The sequence below is a fragment of the Paraburkholderia sp. BR13439 genome (genome assembly GCF_040948805.1).
Lineage (GTDB): Bacteria > Pseudomonadota > Gammaproteobacteria > Burkholderiales > Burkholderiaceae > Paraburkholderia > Paraburkholderia youngii.
The window spans coordinates 285,702-301,768 of the sequence record NZ_JBFPKN010000003.1 but is presented as its reverse complement, the minus strand read 5'-3'; the positions used below and the strand labels follow the sequence as shown (position 1 = coordinate 301,768).

Annotated in this window: 16 protein-coding genes; 10 read left to right on the top strand and 6 right to left on the bottom strand. The window is 64.7% G+C overall.

Features of this window, described 5'->3' with window-relative positions:
* Nucleotides 1–404: 404 nt before the first annotated feature.
* Nucleotides 405–1,112, top strand: coding sequence for a PIG-L family deacetylase (locus AB3X96_RS08170; protein WP_013091233.1), 708 nt, complete (start codon nucleotides 405–407; stop codon nucleotides 1,110–1,112).
* 140 nt (nucleotides 1,113–1,252) lie between these two features.
* Entirely contained in the window at nucleotides 1,253–1,393 is a 141-nt protein-coding gene (locus AB3X96_RS08165; protein WP_167335679.1) for a hypothetical protein, read from the top strand.
* Nucleotides 1,394–1,416: 23 nt separating this feature from the next.
* Here the strand turns inward: AB3X96_RS08165 and AB3X96_RS08160 are convergent, their stop codons facing one another.
* Genes AB3X96_RS08160 through aepX form a run of 3 tightly spaced genes read right to left on the bottom strand, consistent with a single transcriptional unit; the run spans nucleotide 1,417 to nucleotide 5,407 of the window.
* Complete coding sequence (locus AB3X96_RS08160) at nucleotides 1,417–2,484, bottom strand: 2-aminoethylphosphonate aminotransferase (RefSeq protein ID WP_368589298.1); 1,068 nt, start codon at nucleotides 2,482–2,484, stop codon at nucleotides 1,417–1,419.
* A 23-nt stretch (nucleotides 2,485–2,507) separates the two neighbouring features.
* A complete protein-coding gene (aepY, locus tag AB3X96_RS08155; protein ID WP_368589297.1) occupies nucleotides 2,508–3,683 on the bottom strand; it encodes a phosphonopyruvate decarboxylase in 1,176 nt (391 codons plus the stop codon).
* A complete protein-coding gene (aepX, locus tag AB3X96_RS08150; RefSeq protein ID WP_368589296.1) occupies nucleotides 3,680–5,407 on the bottom strand; it encodes a phosphoenolpyruvate mutase in 1,728 nt (575 codons plus the stop codon). Before aepX ends, aepY begins: the two co-directional genes overlap by 4 nt.
* A gap of 86 nt (nucleotides 5,408–5,493) precedes the next feature.
* On the opposite strand from aepX, the gene AB3X96_RS08145 reads away from it, so the two are divergent.
* The 3 genes from AB3X96_RS08145 to AB3X96_RS08135 all read left to right on the top strand — a co-directional run bounded on the left by AB3X96_RS08145 (nucleotide 5,494) and on the right by AB3X96_RS08135 (nucleotide 9,563).
* Nucleotides 5,494–5,739 carry a hypothetical protein gene (locus tag AB3X96_RS08145; protein WP_368589295.1) on the top strand — a complete coding sequence of 82 codons (246 nt, stop codon included), beginning with the start codon at nucleotides 5,494–5,496 and terminating at the stop codon, nucleotides 5,737–5,739.
* Between the two features lie 219 nt (nucleotides 5,740–5,958).
* A complete protein-coding gene (locus tag AB3X96_RS08140) occupies nucleotides 5,959–7,500 on the top strand; it encodes a methyl-accepting chemotaxis protein (RefSeq protein WP_368589294.1) in 1,542 nt (513 codons plus the stop codon).
* Nucleotides 7,501–7,823: 323 nt separating this feature from the next.
* Complete coding sequence (locus AB3X96_RS08135) at nucleotides 7,824–9,563, top strand: peptidoglycan D,D-transpeptidase FtsI family protein (RefSeq protein ID WP_368589293.1); 1,740 nt, start codon at nucleotides 7,824–7,826, stop codon at nucleotides 9,561–9,563.
* Between the two features lie 33 nt (nucleotides 9,564–9,596).
* Here AB3X96_RS08135 and AB3X96_RS08130 read toward each other — a convergent pair whose 3' ends face one another.
* On the bottom strand, nucleotides 9,597–10,709 hold the full coding sequence (locus AB3X96_RS08130) for a DUF484 family protein (protein ID WP_368589292.1): 1,113 nt from the start codon (nucleotides 10,707–10,709) through the stop codon (nucleotides 9,597–9,599).
* 344 nt (nucleotides 10,710–11,053) lie between these two features.
* Between AB3X96_RS08130 and AB3X96_RS08125 the strand changes: the two genes are divergently transcribed.
* Nucleotides 11,054–11,308 carry a DUF2866 domain-containing protein gene (locus AB3X96_RS08125; protein WP_368589291.1) on the top strand — a complete coding sequence of 85 codons (255 nt, stop codon included), beginning with the start codon at nucleotides 11,054–11,056 and terminating at the stop codon, nucleotides 11,306–11,308.
* Here the strand turns inward: AB3X96_RS08125 and AB3X96_RS08120 are convergent.
* Nucleotides 11,293–11,952 carry a 2-hydroxychromene-2-carboxylate isomerase gene (locus AB3X96_RS08120; protein WP_368589290.1) on the bottom strand — a complete coding sequence of 220 codons (660 nt, stop codon included), beginning with the start codon at nucleotides 11,950–11,952 and terminating at the stop codon, nucleotides 11,293–11,295. The genes AB3X96_RS08125 and AB3X96_RS08120 overlap by 16 nt on opposite strands.
* Before the next feature lie 41 nt (nucleotides 11,953–11,993).
* Nucleotides 11,994–12,620 (bottom strand): LysE family translocator, encoded by a 627-nt coding sequence (locus AB3X96_RS08115; RefSeq protein WP_013091224.1) that lies wholly within the window; start codon nucleotides 12,618–12,620, stop codon nucleotides 11,994–11,996.
* A 114-nt stretch (nucleotides 12,621–12,734) separates the two neighbouring features.
* Here AB3X96_RS08115 and AB3X96_RS08110 point away from each other — a divergent pair, with 114 nt between their 5' ends.
* The 4 genes from AB3X96_RS08110 (at nucleotide 12,735) to AB3X96_RS08095 (ending at nucleotide 15,997) form a co-directional block, all read left to right on the top strand.
* Nucleotides 12,735–13,376 (top strand): YigZ family protein, encoded by a 642-nt coding sequence (locus AB3X96_RS08110; protein WP_368589289.1) that lies wholly within the window; start codon nucleotides 12,735–12,737, stop codon nucleotides 13,374–13,376.
* Between the two features lie 176 nt (nucleotides 13,377–13,552).
* On the top strand, nucleotides 13,553–14,134 hold the full coding sequence (locus tag AB3X96_RS08105) for a hypothetical protein (RefSeq protein ID WP_368589288.1): 582 nt from the start codon (nucleotides 13,553–13,555) through the stop codon (nucleotides 14,132–14,134).
* Between the two features lie 108 nt (nucleotides 14,135–14,242).
* Complete coding sequence (locus AB3X96_RS08100) at nucleotides 14,243–14,863, top strand: LysE family translocator (protein ID WP_176107662.1); 621 nt, start codon at nucleotides 14,243–14,245, stop codon at nucleotides 14,861–14,863.
* 156 nt (nucleotides 14,864–15,019) lie between these two features.
* Entirely contained in the window at nucleotides 15,020–15,997 is a 978-nt protein-coding gene (locus AB3X96_RS08095; protein WP_176107661.1) for a 2-dehydropantoate 2-reductase, read from the top strand.
* The last annotated feature ends 70 nt before the right edge of the window (nucleotides 15,998–16,067 follow it).

The following is a 16,067-nucleotide window of genomic DNA, read 5'->3' as shown; positions in this document are numbered from 1 at the left end:
TCGAGGCAAATTTGGGCCGAGAGGCACGTCGGCCGCGCCCGCCGAACGACTGCATTTGTCCCAGTCCGCAACCAGCCACGCTTTATCGAGGCTGCGCACTGCTTTTGCAGATCTGGCGGACAGTGTTCAGAGAATTCGCGAACTACACAAAACACGTGCGCTCCCAGGGCCACGACAGCGACGCGCGACGAGCCGAAAAGCCGCGACCGTCGCTGGATGGACAGATTGAGCGCTCGATCCGCGGCCTTCCAGGCACGCGATTTGCGCGCTGCAAGTTTCGCGCGCAAGCCGTGCCGATTACGCCTAAGCTGAGGTGTCGCCATGTTTTTTTCACATGCGGCGCCTTGACGACCGACGGCCTCGACGCCTCATCCGCCCCGCCTCGAACCCCCAGACGCAAGCCCATGAGCGAAACCACTCCACGCCTTTTCATCGTCTCGCCCCATTTCGACGACGCCGTGTTCAGTTGCGGCGCCTTGCTCGCCGCCCATCCCGACGCTGCCGTCTGCACCGTGTTCGCCGCGCCGCCCGAACACGACATGCACACGGAGTGGGACCAGAAAGCGGGCTTCGCGAACGCTCATGAAGCGGTCCGCGAACGCACGGTCGAAGACAACCGCGCGCTCGAAGTGCTCGACGCGATTCCGCTGCGCATGCCGTTTCGCGACAGCCAGTACGCCGACTCGCCGTCGATCAGCCAGATGGCGGCGGCGCTGGAGGAAACGATTTACCGCACGACCGCCAACACGCTGCTGATGCCGCTCGGCCTGCATCACGAGGATCATGCGCGGGTATTCGAAGCGTGCTGCGAAATCCTGCCGCGCCTCACGCATCTGGACTGGTTCGGTTACGAGGAAGCGATTCACCGGCTCACGCCGGGCGCGGTGCAGGCGCGGCTCGCCGATCTCGCGCAGCGCGGCATCGTCGCGACGCCGGCAACGCCGAGCGCGGGCCACACGATCGATGTGCAGCGCCGCGCGCATCTGAAACGCGAAGCGGTCAACGCGTACGCGAGCCAGTTGCGGGCGTTCGGCCCCGGCAATTACGAAGACGTGTTCGCGACCGAGCGCTACTGGCAGCTCAGCGTCGGCCGCAAACGCGCGAGAAAATAGCAAAAAAGGAGCGAGCAGGAAGCGCGGCGAGCGCCTACGCTTGAAGACAGATAACCGACGCGGCGGCGGGCATCGACGGTAACAACCGCCCCGCCGGACCCGCGCATTTCAACCGCAAGGGTGACGCAATGAGCTACGACATGCACACCAGCCCAATTCCCGACCCGAACGCCGATCCGAACCGCGACCCGGAAGCCGACCCGCTGGTGCCGCCGTCGCCGGGGCATCATGTCGAGGAGCCGCAGCGGCCTGACGGGCCGCCGGACAAGGACCCGGTGTAAAGGGAGCCGCGCCCGACGCAGCGTCAGCCTGTCAAGTCGCTGAAGCCCTGCAGCAGGCGGTCGATATCGGCCGCGCGAATGTTGCCCATCGTCGAGATGCGGAACAGCTCCGCCGACAGCCCGCCCTGCCCCGCATAGATCACGAAGCCGCGCGCCTTCAACGCGTCGTGCAGTTGCGGATACGCGATACCGTTGGGCAATCGGTACGCGCGCAACACCACCGACGACTCCCCAGCCGGCAACACACTGCCGATGCCGCGCGCGGCCAGGCCCGCGCGCACCTGCTCGGCAAGCGCCGCATAGCGCGCATGACGCGCGCGCCAGCCGCCTTCGTCGGCGAGTTCACGCAGCGCCTCGACCAGCGCGTAATACGCGTGTACCGACGGCGTAAACGGCGTGTTGCGCTGATCCTGCAAACGCGCGAGCCGCGCGAGATCGAGGTAGTACGTGCGGCTCGCCGCGCGTGCGAGCGCCGCGCGCCGCACCAGTACGAACGACGCGCCCGGCACGCCATGCAGGCACTTGTTGGCGGTCGCCGCGAGCGCGTCGAGGCTCGCGTCCGCGAAATCGATCGCTTCGGCGCCGAAGCTGCTGACACCGTCCACCAGCAGACGCAGGCCGCGCTCGCGGCACAATGCGCCGAGCGCCGCGATGTCGTTCAGACGGCCCGTGGTCGTTTCGTGATGAATCACCGCGACGTGCGTGAACGACTTGTCGGCGTCGAGCCGTTCGGCGATCTTCGCGAGATCGGGCGCGTCCATCCAGTCGTGCTTCAGCGCTTCGTGCGCGATGCCGTATTGCGCGGCGATCTGCGCGATGCGCTCGCCATACACGCCGTTTTCGACGACGAGCAGCTTGCCGTTTTGCGGCACCAGCGCGGCCGTCATGCTTTCGACGGCGGCCGTTCCGGAACCGGTCATCAGCACTGCCTGCCATTCGTTCGGATCGAGCCCGTACACGTCGACGAGACGCGTGCGCGCCTCTTCCTGCAGGTCGAAAAATTCGCTCTCGCGATGGCACAAGTCCGTCTGCAACAGGCTGTTGCGGACACGTTCGGTGAGCGTCACCGGGCCGGGATTGAGCAGCAGCATGCGTGCTCCTGTTGGCATAGGGTTCAGATCGCGCCGATGTGGCGCATCAGGCGCGTCTTCACATCGGGCGGCGCGATGGTCGGGCGCGGCAGGCCGGCGGGCGTGCCGCGGCGGATCGTCAGGCGTGCGAAGCGCGGCCCGTCGAGCGGCGGCGCCGCGAACAGTTCGTCGATGACTGCCGGATCGTCGCTCTCGACCGCCGACGCGTAACCGCACGCGGCCGCGACACCCGCGAACGACACTTGCGGCGACACCGTCGCCTGGCCGCCGGTCGAATCGTGCGCGCCGTTATCGAGCAGTACGTGCGTGAGGTTCGACGGACCGTACGCGCCGAGCGTCGCGAACACGCCCATGCGCATCAGCGCGGCGCCGTCGCCGTCGAGCGCGACCACGCGCAGGTCCGGGCGCGCGAGCGCTAGGCCGAGCGCGAACGGCGTCACGCAGCCCATCGAGCCGACCATGTATAGCTGGTTCGCGCGATCGTCGATCGCATAGAGTTCGCGGCCGCAAAAACCGGTCGACGCGAGCACCACCGTCGAGTCGAGCGGCGTATGCGCGATGACCTTTTGCAGCGCGTCGTGGCGCGTTGCGAGTTCGTTCTCGGCGATATCGCCGAACTGCGCGCGGAACTGCGCACGAGCCTCGACCGGCGCCCGCCGCGCGGGCGCGCCGCCGTCCTTCAGTTCATACGGTGCGACGCTGCCCTTCCGCATCACGAGCGCGTACGGACGGCCGGTGGCGTCCATATGCGCGATCGCGCGATCGAGCGCCGGGCCGATCGCGGCGGCCTCGGTCGGGAACGTCTCCCAAGGAATTTCCATTGTGTCGAGGATCGCCGGCGTGATCGGGCCCATCAGCGCGTGTTGCGGCTCGTCGGCAACCCCCGGCTGGCCGCGCCACGTGACGATCAGCAGTTGCGGCAGGCGGAAAGTCCAGGTGAGCGAGGTCAGCGGGCTCACCGCATTGCCGAGCCCGGAGTTCTGCATCATCGTGATGCCGCGCCGGCCGTTCTTCGCGCCGAGCGTGACGCCCGCGATCAGCGCGACCGCGTCGCCCTCGTTGGCCGCCGACACGTAGTGCAGCGATTCGTCCTGCAGCACGTAGTTGATGAACGGCGTCAGATACGAGCACGGCACGCCCGCATACCAGTCGAAACCGCGCTCGCGCGCCGCCTCGACGAACTGTGCTGCTTCGATCATTGCGCGCCTCCGTGTGCATCGTTCGCCGTTGCGCCGTCGACGGCCGTCGCGAACGGAGCCTGCGCGTGCGCGAAGTCGCCCGCGCGGCGGAAATCGTCGAGATCGTTGACGCCGCGCCAGTGGCCGTGCACGTATTGCACCTCGATCGACTCGCCCGCTTCGATCAGCGCGTTCAGCAGCGCGGGCATGTCGAGCGACGCGAAATCGTCGCGCGTCCGCAAGCCGCGCATTACCGCTTGCAGGCGTTCAAGGCCCGCGCCGCGCACGTTCAGCAGCCCCACCCAGCGGCCATGCGGCACTTGCGCGGCGCTCGCCGCCGACGACTGCTCCCGCCCGCTCGCGACATGCCGCAGCACGACCTTGTTGCCGAACAGACCGCGGTCGTCGGCGGCCGAGCACCACGCGAAATCGCGCACGCTCGCGTTCTCCGTATCCGTCAGCGACGAATCGACGACCACGCTGAAGGCGGCCTCGCTTTCCACCAGATCGCGCAGGATGTAGCTGCGAAACAGCAGGTCGCCGTACGAAATGACGGTGTCGCCACTCAGTTTATCGAGTGCGCATGCGAGCGACGCGAGTTCGCCGGTCTGCGCATGCTGCTCGTTGACGACGAGGCGGATGCCCGCGGTATCGATCGCGTCGGCGCGATAGCCGCCGACCACGGTGATGTCGTTGACGCCCTGCTTCTTGAACGCATCGACGAGCCTGCGCAGCAGCGGTTTGCCGGCGATCGGCAGCATCACCTTCGGACGCTCCCCGGTCAACGCTTCAAGGCCCTTGCCGCGGCTCGCGGCGAGCACGACGGCCGAGCCGGCCGCGCGGCCGCCCGACAGATAGCGGTCTTCGGCCTCCGAATATTCGTCGGCGTCCTGCAAACGGAAGATTTCGTTGACCGCCGCGATGCTGTCCTCGACGTTGACGAGCGTCTCGCTCGCATGGATTTCCTTCGCGATCGCCTGCATCGCCGAGGTCGCCGCGCGGATCAGATGGTTCGCCCAGATCACGGTGCTGATGCCCGCTTCGCGGAACACCTCGGTCGGCGTGCTGTAGTACTTGGTCGGCACGATCACGAGCGGCGCGCGGCCGGCCCATTCGCGCGCGAATTCGAGAATCTCGTCGGGGCGCGACAGCTTGCTGTGAATCAGGATCGCATCGGCGCCTGCCCGTCGATACGCTTCCGCGCGGCGCAGCGCTTCGTCCATGCCCCAGCCCGCGATCAGCGCCTCGACGCGCGCGACGATCGAGAAATGCTCGTCGTTCTGCGAGTCCTTGCCGGCCTTGATCTTGCCGCAGAATTCGTCGATCTCGGCAAGCGGCTGCGCCTCGCCATTGATGAAGCTGTTGGTCTTCGGAAACTGCTTGTCCTCGATGCACACGCCGGCGATGCCGCGCTGTTCGAGCTTGCGCACGAGGCGGCGCACATTGTTGAAGTTGCCGTAGCCGGTGTCGCCGTCGAGCAGGATCGGCAGATCGCTCGCGTCGGCCATGAATTCCAGCGTATCGACCACCTGCGTCCAGCTCGCCTCGTTGTTGTCGCGCACGCCGAACTGCGCGGAGATCGCGAGGCCCGAGCCCCAGATCGCCTTGAACCCGGCTTCGCGAACGATGCGCGCGGACAGGCCGTTATGCGCCTCCATCATGAATTCGAGTTCACTGCTGACGAGCATCTGGCGCAGGCGCGCACTGCGGGACTGGGAAACGAAAGCGGGTTCGCGTGCATTCATTCTTCGGGACTCCTGGTGGCGGGCGGATTGACGTTCTTCTATGCCCGGCTGGCAATCGGAAAACGGCGACTATAGCGGAATTTTTTATGGCGAGTCTTTTGGAATGCCGCAGCGATTTTTCGTGGTTGCTCTTAAGTGGAAAAATGTGTCGTTTTTTGCATTCGCAGTCAATTAATGAGATTTTTGGATTGGATTGGCGTTTTGTGGAATGTGATGCGAACCTTGCTGGATTTGGCTCGGCAGGTTGTCCGGCACTTCGTGCCGCCCGTTTTTATGTCGATTTTCGTGCGCATTTTTCAATGCCCTGCGCTTTATCGCAAATCGCCAATTAATTCAGATTCCCGAATACTTAGCAAATGTCTTTTTCGAATTGCGCGCATACCAGCGCCGCTAAAACACTCAATAAATCCGCTTATTAATCAGATGAATGGCGATGTAAAACAGAGGGTTTCCCCTGCCTCGACCAACACGATTTCCCGCCGTTAACACAGCGAGCGGCATCCGACCGCAAACCACTAGACCCTAAGGCCAGAAATCCCATTCCCCTCGCTATGACTCTGAACCGAAAACTGACGTCGATGATCGCCGTGCTGTGGGTTGGCCTGATCCTGATCGGCGCGTTCGGCGCGTGGCAGAACCGCGCGTCGATGATCTCGGACCGACGCGAGCAATTGCGCTCGCTGATCGAAGAGGCCAACCACGTCACCGCCCATTACTACGCGCTCGTGCAGCAGCATGCGCTGTCCGAGGAGGACGCGAAAAAACAGGCGCTCGCGACGCTCGGCGCGATGCGCTACGGCAAGGACGGCTACCTGTCCATCAACGACTCGCAGCCGGTCATGCTGATGCATCCGTTCAAGCCCGAACTGATCGGCAAGAACCTCGCACAGTTCACCGATCCGGCCGGCAATCATCTGTTCGTCGATATCGTCAACGCAGGCAATCACGACGGCGGCGGCTTCGTCGACTATCTGTGGGCCAAACCGGGCAGCGAACAGCCCGTTGCGAAGACCAGCTACTCGATGCACTTCGCGCCATGGGACTGGTACCTCGTGACCGGCATGTATATGGACGACGTGCAAAGCGCGTTCTACCGCAACCTGCTGCGCTGGCTGGCGATCACGGTCGCACTCGGCGCGCTCTCCACGGTCGTGATGCTCATCGTGCTGCGCAGCATCCGCCGCTCGCTCGGCGGCGAACTCGAAGCGGCGGTCAAGCATGCGCGGCTGATGGCGCAAGGCAATCTCGCGACGCCGGTGTCGATCGCGCCGCACGACAACAGCAGCCTGCTGCATGCGCTGCGCACGATGCAGGCGGGACTCGTCGACACGGTCTCGCGCGTGCGCCAGGGCACCGAGAACATCAACGTCGGCGCGAACGAAATCGCCGCGGGCAACACCAACCTGTCGCAGCGCACCGAGGAGCAGGCGGCGGCGCTCGTGCAAACCGCGTCGAGCATGGATCAGATGACGGTCAACGTGAAGCAGAACGCGGACAGCGCGAGCCAGGCCGCGCAACTCGCGAGCGACGCCGCGAACGTCGCGACGCGCGGCAGCCGCGTCGTCGACGACGTGGTGCGCACGATGGGCGAGATTACCGCAAGCTCGCGGCAGATCGGCGACATCATCGGCGTGATCGACGGCATTGCGTTCCAGACCAATATCCTCGCGCTGAACGCGGCCGTCGAAGCGGCCCGCGCCGGCGAACAGGGCCGCGGCTTCGCGGTGGTCGCGGCCGAAGTGCGCAGCCTCGCGCAGCGCTCGGCGACGGCCGCCAAGGAGATCAAGGCGCTGATCGAAACCTCGACCGATACCGTCGAGACCGGCGCGTCGCTGGTCGCCAACGCGGGCGCGACGATGGGCGAGATCGTGCAGTCGGTGCGGCGCGTCAACGAAATTCTCGAAGAGATCAGCCACGCGTCGCGCGAGCAGAGCGCGGGCATCGAGCAGGTCAATCGCGCGGTCGGCGAGATGGACCAGGTCACGCAGCAGAATGCGGCACTGGTCGAAGAGGCCGCGGCCGCCGCGCATTCGCTGAAGGACCAGGTCGGCGTGTTGCGCGACGCGATTGCGAGTTTCGCGTTGCCGGCTTGACGCTTCTGCGCCGCGCCCGCGACGGGCGCGCATAAAAAGAAGGCGCTCCACAGGCAGGGAGCGCCTCATCAACACGCCGCGTCGGAGTCGACGCATCAATCGAACGAATCAGCCGCGCGGATTTTGCAAGTCCGCGCGGCTGTTCGTTTTTGAGCTTCGGCTCGGCTAGCGGTTGCTCGAAGGCAAACACTTCGTCTTTCACATCCCTCGCATTTGAATTACGTTTTGTTTACACTCGGCCCAGCGAAAGTCCTTGCCGCCAGGCCACGTGGTTTTGGCGGCCCTGTTCAATCGAAGGTACGTAACGTCCGCTGCCCGCCGCCATGATCCGCCAGAAAAAACCTCCGTCGCCCGATCCCTATGCGTTAGCCGCGAAGAACCCGCTGCTCGATGCGCGGCTGCCCGCGTGGCGCTCGAAGTTCATCGTGCTGCTCGTGTTCGCCGCGTTCGCGACGCTCGCCGCCCGTGCGTTCTGGGTGCAGGTCGTGAATCAGGACTTCTACGTCGACCAGGGGCAGAAGCGCTATCAGCGCCTGCTCGAGCTCGACGCGACGCGCGGCCGGATCGTCGATCGCAATGGTTCGATGCTCGCGGTCAGTCTCGCGACGTGCGAAATCTGGGCCACCCCGAAGCTCGTCGACGAAAGCGCGTTCGCGCCGCTCGCCAGGCTGCTCGATCTGCCGCCCGCGGAACTGCGCAGGCGTCTGAACGGCGAGCGCAGCTTCGTGCTGCTCAAGCGCCAGCTCGATGCCGACACCGCCGAGCATCTGTCCCGACTCGGGCTCGCCGGCATCACGCAGGTCGCCGACACCAAACGCTTTTATCCCGAGGGCGAGTCGGCCGCGCACGTGGTCGGCTTTACCGACATCGAGGACAACGGCCAGGAGGGCGTCGAGCTCGCCGCCAACGCGCGGCTGCAAGGTGTGCCGGGCCAGCGCGAGGTGATTCGCGACCGGCTCGGCCGCGTGATCTCGGAGACGCGGCCGCTCGTGCCCGCGCGCAACGGCGCGACGATCCAGCTGACGATCGACCGGCGCATCCAGCAACTCGCGTACACGCAACTCAAAGCCGCGATCGCGCAGCACCGCGCCGAAGCGGGCAGCGTGGTCGTGCTCGATGCGCGCAACGGCGAGATCCTCGCGCTCGCCAACTATCCGAGCTTCGATCCGAACGACCGCACGCACCTGTCCGGCCGGCAACTGCGCAACCGCGCGGTGATCGACACGTTCGAGCCGGGCTCGACGATCAAGCCGCTCGTCGTCGCGCTATCGATCGACGAAGGCAGGGTGCGGCCGCAAAGCATCATCGATACCGCGCCAGGCTGGTATCGGATCGGCCCGGCCGTGATTCACGACACGTCGAATCACGGCGCGATGACGGTCGCCGAGGCGGTGCAGAAGTCGAGCAATATCGCGCTCGCGAAACTCGCGCTGAACCTGCCGGCCGAAACGATCTGGACCAAGTACCAGCAATACGGGCTCGGCATGAAGCCCGAGCTGCCCTTCCCTGGCGTGGCCGCCGGCAAGCTGCGGCCATATCGCCGCTGGCGCCCGGTCGAGCAGGCCACGATGGCGTACGGCTACGGGCTGTCCGTATCGCTGCTGCAAATCGCGCAGGTCTACACCGCCTATGCCGGCGACGGCACGCTGCGGCGCGTGAGCCTGCTGCGCGAGCCGCGCGATGCGGACGAGCCGACGCCGTTCGCCGCTCGCAGCCAACCGGTCACGACGCCCGGCACCGCGCGCGCGATCCGCAACATGCTCGAAATGGCAACGGGCGATGGCGGCACCGGACGCGCCGCGAGCGTGGCGGGTTATCGCGTCGGCGGCAAGACCGGCACCGCGCGCAAGCAGATCGGCGCGGGCTACGCGCCGAATCGCTACCGCGCGCTGTTCGTCGGTATGGCGCCGATGAGCGATCCGCACCTGATCGTCGCCGTGATGATCGACGACCCGGCCGGCAAGGCGTTCTATGGCGGTACGGTCGCCGGACCGGTGTTCAGCGGTGTGATGGGCGGCGCATTGCAGCTGCTCGGGGTGCCGCCGGATGCGGCCGGAGTGTGACGCGCAGTTATTGTTGGTGTTGGCGCCGCTCGATCAGCCCTGCTCATCGAGCGCATCGGCGTGCGCCTCGATGCGATTGCGGCCGTTGTGCTTGGCCTGATACATCGCGCGATCGGCCTCGTCCATCATCGCCTGACCGAGCGACATCGCGTCGGCCGGGCTGCCCGCGACCACGCGCGCGGCCACGCCGATCGACACCGACAACGCGATGCGCTCGCCGTGCACGTCGCGCACGTCGAGATTCTCGACTGCCCGCCGCACGCGCTCGGCGACGGTCAGCGCGTCGCTGCGATCGCCTTGCAGCAGCGCGGCGAACTCCTCGCCGCCATAGCGCGCGACGGTGTCGCCAAGCCGCACCTGCTGTCGCACGCAGGCCGCCACCGCCGCGAGCGCGCGGTCGCCGATCTGATGGCCGTGGCTATCGTTGATGAGTTTGAAACCGTCGATATCGATGAACAGACACGCGACCGGCGCGCGATAACGGACCGCGCGCATCAACTCCTCGCGCAGCCGCTCGTCGAAATACCGGCGATTCGCGAGGCCGGTCAGCGCATCGGTCATGCCGAGTTGCTTGAGCCGCTCGCGATGCGCGACGTTGTCGAGACTCGCGGTGACGATGCTCGCGAAGCGCTCCAGGATGTCGGTGGCCATGCCCTCGCCGAAGCGCGCGGGGTCGTCGCTGCCGAGGCATAGATAGCCGCTGACGTTCTTGCCCGCGGCGAGCGGCAGCAGGATCGCGCTGGCCGGCACTTGGGCCGTCACGGCGCCGAAGAACGCGCGGCGCGCGTCGTCGAGCTCGTCAGGGCGGCCGAGCCACGGCCGATCGTCCTCGCACAAAGACCGCGCGATGAGACCACCCTCGCGCGAGGTCTTCAGCTGTGCATGATCGAGCGCTTGCAGGTTGTCCGGCTCGAGCAGTTCGAGCAGCATCGGCGCGCGGTCGTCGAGCCACAGCAGCACGTTCGCGAGAGCGAACTCGCGCGGCAGATGGCTGAACAAGGTATCGAGAAACGACGCGAAATCCTGCGCGCCGATCAAATGCAACTCGACGTTCTGGAAGCGCCGCAACGTGCGCTCGTTGTGCTGCACGGTGTCGACGAGCGAGCGAAGGCGCTCGGAAAGCGGCGTTTGGGCGAGTTTCGTCACGGTATCGGCAAGGCGGCCCTGAAGGCGAACGGGGTCGACGCCCCAACTCTACTGATAACGGCCGATCCGCCGGGGTCTTGAGGGCAGGCTCGCGACGCGTCGGCCGGCATGTGGGCGTGCGCGCCCACTGTTGTCAACGCTCGCTTGCATTCGCTTGCACTCGCTTACACGCTGCGAGATCCGTTTGCGTAATGATTGCGGTTCTTAAGTTTCGCTTAATTGTTCGCTGCAAGTATGTACTTCATCCCCTGTTGAGCCGCCAGAACATCGGCGGCGTTTTTTCTTGAAGGGTGCCGAAAACGCGGCCGCGAATGGTCCCGCGCACAAGAAGAAGGAGGTAAATCATGGTTGAAGAGATGGTAGTCGAACACCTGCGTGCGATGCGCGGCCATCAATGGACTCGCCAGATTCATTCCTGCAAGGTCTCCGATCCGCTGCAACAGCCTTGGGGCCGTTCATACCGGCTCGTCGAATGGACGATGAAGCACGAGCCCGAATCGAGCCGCCGCGTCGTTCCCGCCGAAAGTACTCCACTCGAAATCGCTCAGGCCGTGGTCTCTCATGTACCTGGCCGGCGCTTCTGTCAGCAGGCTGATTGAGCGCTCCGTTCGACGTTCATTGGCGTGCCGATCGTGTCGCAGTAGTCCAACGCGTCCTCCAGCCTGTCATTTCCCCAGAACATCTCGCCGCCGACAAAAAACGTCGGCGCACCGAAGATGCCCTTGCTGATGGCCCGTTCGGTCTGCTCGCGCAAACGGAGCTTGTTCGCGTCGCTTTGCGCGGCGTCGATCACGCTCTGCACGGGTAAGCCAAGCGAGTCGAGCGCTTCGCTGACGACGTCGATCGAGCCGATGTCGCGGTCGCCGACGAAATTCAACTGCATGATCTGGCGGCACCAGGCGCCGATCCACGGCTCGTTCGCACCCAGCAGCGCGATGCGCATCGCGAGAAGCGCCGCGCGCGGAAACGTGCTGGGACGCGTGAGCGCAAGGCCGTATTTGCGGCATTGACGCTCCATGTCTTTCCACACGTATGCGCCTTTTTCTTTCTGCAACACGAAGGGCGAGTTCTCGAACCCAAGCTGGCGAAATACCGGGCCGAGCAGAAACGGCCGCCAGACGATCGTCACGTTGCGCGCGGCCGCCAACGCTTCGACCCGCATCATGCTCAGATAGCTGTAGTTGCTGCCGAAGTCGAACCAGAACTCGAGCGCGCGCGCCGTCGAGGTTGAGTCTTCATTCATCGCTGTCTCCTGAATCGCGCGTGCCAGTCGCGCACCCACACTCAGCGTGTTTGCACCGCCACGCGCAGGCCAAGCGAAATGAACAGCACGCCGATGAGCTTGTTCTGCCAGCGCGTCAACCACGTCAAACGCTTCACGAGTTTGCCCAATGGCCGCATCGTCAGGACGATCAGCGTCGTGTAAAGCGCGCTCATGGCAACGAAAATCAGCCCGAGCGTCGCGAACTGCAGGAACGTCGAGCCATGCTCGGGCCGTACGAATTGCGGCAGAAACGCGAGGAAAAACAGCGCGGTCTTCGGGTTCAGCACTTCGGCGGGAATCGCCTGCAAAAACGCCTTCGAACCCGACACCGGCGCGACGACCGGCAGATGCGCACTCGCCTGCTTTTCGCGCAACGCGCGAATGCCCAGATAGACGAGATACGCGGCACCGACGAATTTCACCGCATTGAACGCGAGCGCGGACGTCATCAGCAGCGCGGAGAGGCCAACCGCGGCGCCCAGCGTATGCACGAAGTCGCCGGCTGCGATGCCGAGACCGGTCAGAATGCCGGCCTTGCGTCCACCGTGCATGGTGCGCGTCAAAACCAGCAGCACGGCCGGGCCAGGAATCAGAAAGAGCCCGAGCACGACGGCAACGAAAGTCCCCAACGTGGATAGGTCAAGCATGTCGTCTCCTCGCGATGCGCAGCATCGAAATGACGGGCGCGCGTTCAGCGGACCATTGTAGTCGAACCCGCGAGCCTGCCCTCGGCGCCTCGCTCGCGTGGACGATCCGTTACCATGTCGGACATCGCGGCGCGTACCGCGTGCGTTCTTTCATCCACCGACGTTTCCGCCTTGCCCACCTATACCCTGCCCGCGCCGCTGAGCGCGGAACTCGAGATTCGCAAGAGCCGCTTCATCGCGTATGCGCTCCCGGTCGCCGATCGCGATGCCGCGATGGACGAATTGCAGCGTCTGCGCGACGAACATCCGGCCGCGACACATGTGTGCTGGGCGCTGCTCGCGGGCGGCCAATCCGGCATGTCCGACGACGGCGAACCGTCCGGCACCGCCGGTCGGCCGATTCTCGAAGTGCTGCGGCATCACGATCTGGATGGCGTGCTCGCGGCCGTCGTGCGCTATTACGGCGGTGTGAAGCTCGGCGCGGGCGGTCTGGTGCGCGCGTACACCGATGCGATCGCGTCCGCGCTGCTCGACGCGCCGCGCGTCGAGAGGATTGCCCAGGTTTCGCTGGGCGTCGAAGTCAGTTATGCCGACGAAGCCAAAGTCCGTCGATGGATGGACGCCGAAGGCTATGCACTGGTGGACAGCGCCTACGGCATGCTGGTGAAGATGACGATGCGCGTGCCCGCCAATGCGCTCGACGGCGCCAAGGCAACGTTGACCGATATCACGCAGGGAAAGGCGGGCTTTTTCTGAGCGGCTGCGGCGAACCCCCTTCGGGCGTTGTCCCGATGTCCATCGCTATTGCGGCCCGTTATGATGGCCGGGCTAGCCAGCCAGACGCAAGGTTCGCTGCTACCATGCTGTTCTTCACCGGGCCGACTCCACTTAAAAGGGCAACTCCTCTGACTTCGACCGCCGCTTTCTCCCGCATGGCTGCTGCGCGTTCGCCGTTGAGATCCGTCGTGCTCAAGGGCTGCGGCGCCGTGCTGCTGCCCACGCTGTTGTCCGCGTGCTCGTGGTCATGGTTCGGCCTGAACAGCAGCGCCAGCGCGACGCACCCGAAGACCCACGGCACGGGCTCGCTCAGCGTCGCCCCTGCAAGCGACTTCGCGTATCTGCCCGCGCGCGACGGTCATGTCTCCCCGAACCGCATCGAAAACACCGCGATGACCGGGCTCGTCTTGAAGGACGAGGTCAGCCTGGTCGTGCGCAATGGCGTCGCGAACAGTCTGCGAGTGGCCGGTTTCCGTATCGACGACAACAAGCGCGTGCTCAGTGGCAGCATCGAAGCCTTCACGGTGGACGATAAGCGCTCGCCGGCGCTGTGGACACTGAAGATGCACTACGTGGTCGTCGATGCGGCAACCCAGAAAGTCATGTACACGACCACGCGCACCGTGAAGCAGAAGTCGCCGAAATTCACCAGCAACACGATCGCGATCGAAGACACGGTCAAGCTCAGCGTCGATACATTGATCGGCGACCCTGGCTTTATCAAGGCGGTGAACTGAACACGCGGCCGGCGGAAGCGCGGCGCGGTTTCGCTACAATCCCGGTAACGCATCGCGCGCGATCCTCCGCGCGATGCATCGTGATCTCCCGTTCGGAATGCAGCCGTCATGTCCCTTACCGCCTGGCTATTCTTCTTGCCCGCCTGCTTTGCCATCAACCTCGCACCCGGGCCCAATAACCTGCTTTCGATCAACGTCGCCGCACGGCATGGCTTCATCAAGGCATTCGTCGGCGGCAGCGGCCGGCTGCTCGCCTTCGCGATGATGCTGGCGCTCGCCGCGACCGGTCTCGCCGTCGTGCTGCATGCGTCTGAGTGGATCTTTCTGACGATCAAACTCGCGGGCGCCGCTTATCTGATCTGGCTCGCGGTCCAGCTGTGGCGCAGCGACGCGCCCGCCATCGATACATCGCAACCCCAGGAAGCCGCGCTCACGCGCATTGCGCGGCACGAGTTCTTCGTCGCGGCCGGCAATCCGAAGGCAATTCTGGTTTTTACCGCGTTTCTGCCGCAATTCGTCGACGTCGCGCAACCGATACTGCCGCAATTCGCCGCGCTCGGCGCGAGCTTCCTGGTACTCGAATGGGTCGCGATCGCCCTGTATTCGTGGGCCGGTATGTATCTCGGCAAGTGGCTGATGCGCGCGAAGATCCGCCGCTGGTTCAATCGCTGCTGCGGCGGCTTTCTCGCTGCGATCGGCGTGAGTTTTCTGCTGGTTCGGCGTGCCTGAGGTGAGGCCTTTTCATAACGAATAGCTAATACATCGACGGAGAAACTTTAACTATCAGCTTTCGTTGCTCCACCTTATGCTCGAACCGTGACCGGCCGCGAAGTGGTGCAATGCGGCATTGGGCGAACGGCTTTTTCATCGTCACGGAGCGACATCATGAAGATCTGCATCTTCGGAGCGGGAGCGATTGGCGGTTTAATGGGCGTGCAATTGGCGCGCGCCGGCGCGGACGTCAGCTTCATTGCGCGCGGCCCGCATCTGGCGGCCATGCGTGAGCACGGCGCGCGCCTCATCATGGATGGCGAAACATTCAGCGCGCCGGTGCGCTGTACTTCAGACCCAAGCGAACTCGGCGTTCAGGACGTCGTCATCGTCACGCTGAAGGCGCATTCGCTGCCCGGCGTGGTCGATTCGATGCAGCCACTGCTCGGCAAGCACACAGCGATCGTTACCGGCGTCAACGGCATTCCATATTGGTACTTCTATCAGCATGGCGGACGCTTTGCCGGCACTCGCCTTGCGAGCGTCGACCCCGACGGTTCGCAGTGGACCAAGCTCGGCCCCGAGCGCGCGATTGGCTGCGTACTCTATCCGGCGGCGGAAATCGTCGAACCGGGGGTTATCAAACACGTGTACGGCAAGAAGTTCCCGATCGGCGAACCGAGTGGCGAACGCACCCCGCGCATTCAGCAATTGCACGAGATCATGCAGGCAGCCGGCTTCGAAGCGCCGATTCGCGACAACATTCGCGACGAGATCTGGCTCAAGCTGTGGGGCAATCTGTGCTTCAACCCGATTAGCGCATTGACGCATGCAACGCTCGATGTCCTCACGAGCGACCCGGGCACGCGGGCGGTTTCACGCACGATGATGCTCGAAGCGAAGCGAATCGCGGAACAGTTCGGCGTGCACTTTCGTGTGGACGTGGAAAGGCGTATTGATGGCGCGGGCGCGGTCGGTGCGCACAAGACGTCGACGCTCGTCGATCTCGAGAACCGCAGGCCGATGGAAATCGATCCTTTGCTGACCGTCGTGCAGGAAATGGGCCGACTCGTTGCCGAACCGACACCCACCATCGACGTCGTACTCGCACTGATCAAATTGCGCGAGAAGATGGCTTTACAGGGTAATTGACCAGATACTCCTTTTCGTCTTGCACCGCGACTCAAAGGATCGGATGCCATGCATCCGATCCTTTTTCACA

Coding starts and splice junctions, on each gene's coding strand:
- AB3X96_RS08145 (WP_368589295.1), top strand. CDS start 5,494: ATGGCGAGTCTTTTGGAATGCCGCAGCGATTTTTCGTGGTTGCTCTTA.
- AB3X96_RS08165 (WP_167335679.1), top strand. CDS start 1,253: ATGCACACCAGCCCAATTCCCGACCCGAACGCCGATCCGAACCGCGAC.
- AB3X96_RS08170 (WP_013091233.1), top strand. CDS start 405: ATGAGCGAAACCACTCCACGCCTTTTCATCGTCTCGCCCCATTTCGAC.
- aepY (WP_368589297.1), bottom strand. CDS start 3,683: ATGATCGAAGCAGCACAGTTCGTCGAGGCGGCGCGCGAGCGCGGTTTC.
- AB3X96_RS08105 (WP_368589288.1), top strand. CDS start 13,553: ATGGCTGCTGCGCGTTCGCCGTTGAGATCCGTCGTGCTCAAGGGCTGC.
- AB3X96_RS08160 (WP_368589298.1), bottom strand. CDS start 2,484: ATGCTGCTGCTCAATCCCGGCCCGGTGACGCTCACCGAACGTGTCCGC.
- AB3X96_RS08110 (WP_368589289.1), top strand. CDS start 12,735: ATGTCGGACATCGCGGCGCGTACCGCGTGCGTTCTTTCATCCACCGAC.
- aepX (WP_368589296.1), bottom strand. CDS start 5,407: ATGAATGCACGCGAACCCGCTTTCGTTTCCCAGTCCCGCAGTGCGCGC.
- AB3X96_RS08120 (WP_368589290.1), bottom strand. CDS start 11,952: ATGAATGAAGACTCAACCTCGACGGCGCGCGCGCTCGAGTTCTGGTTC.
- AB3X96_RS08135 (WP_368589293.1), top strand. CDS start 7,824: ATGATCCGCCAGAAAAAACCTCCGTCGCCCGATCCCTATGCGTTAGCC.
- AB3X96_RS08125 (WP_368589291.1), top strand. CDS start 11,054: ATGGTTGAAGAGATGGTAGTCGAACACCTGCGTGCGATGCGCGGCCAT.
- AB3X96_RS08095 (WP_176107661.1), top strand. CDS start 15,020: ATGAAGATCTGCATCTTCGGAGCGGGAGCGATTGGCGGTTTAATGGGC.
- AB3X96_RS08100 (WP_176107662.1), top strand. CDS start 14,243: ATGTCCCTTACCGCCTGGCTATTCTTCTTGCCCGCCTGCTTTGCCATC.
- AB3X96_RS08140 (WP_368589294.1), top strand. CDS start 5,959: ATGACTCTGAACCGAAAACTGACGTCGATGATCGCCGTGCTGTGGGTT.
- AB3X96_RS08115 (WP_013091224.1), bottom strand. CDS start 12,620: ATGCTTGACCTATCCACGTTGGGGACTTTCGTTGCCGTCGTGCTCGGG.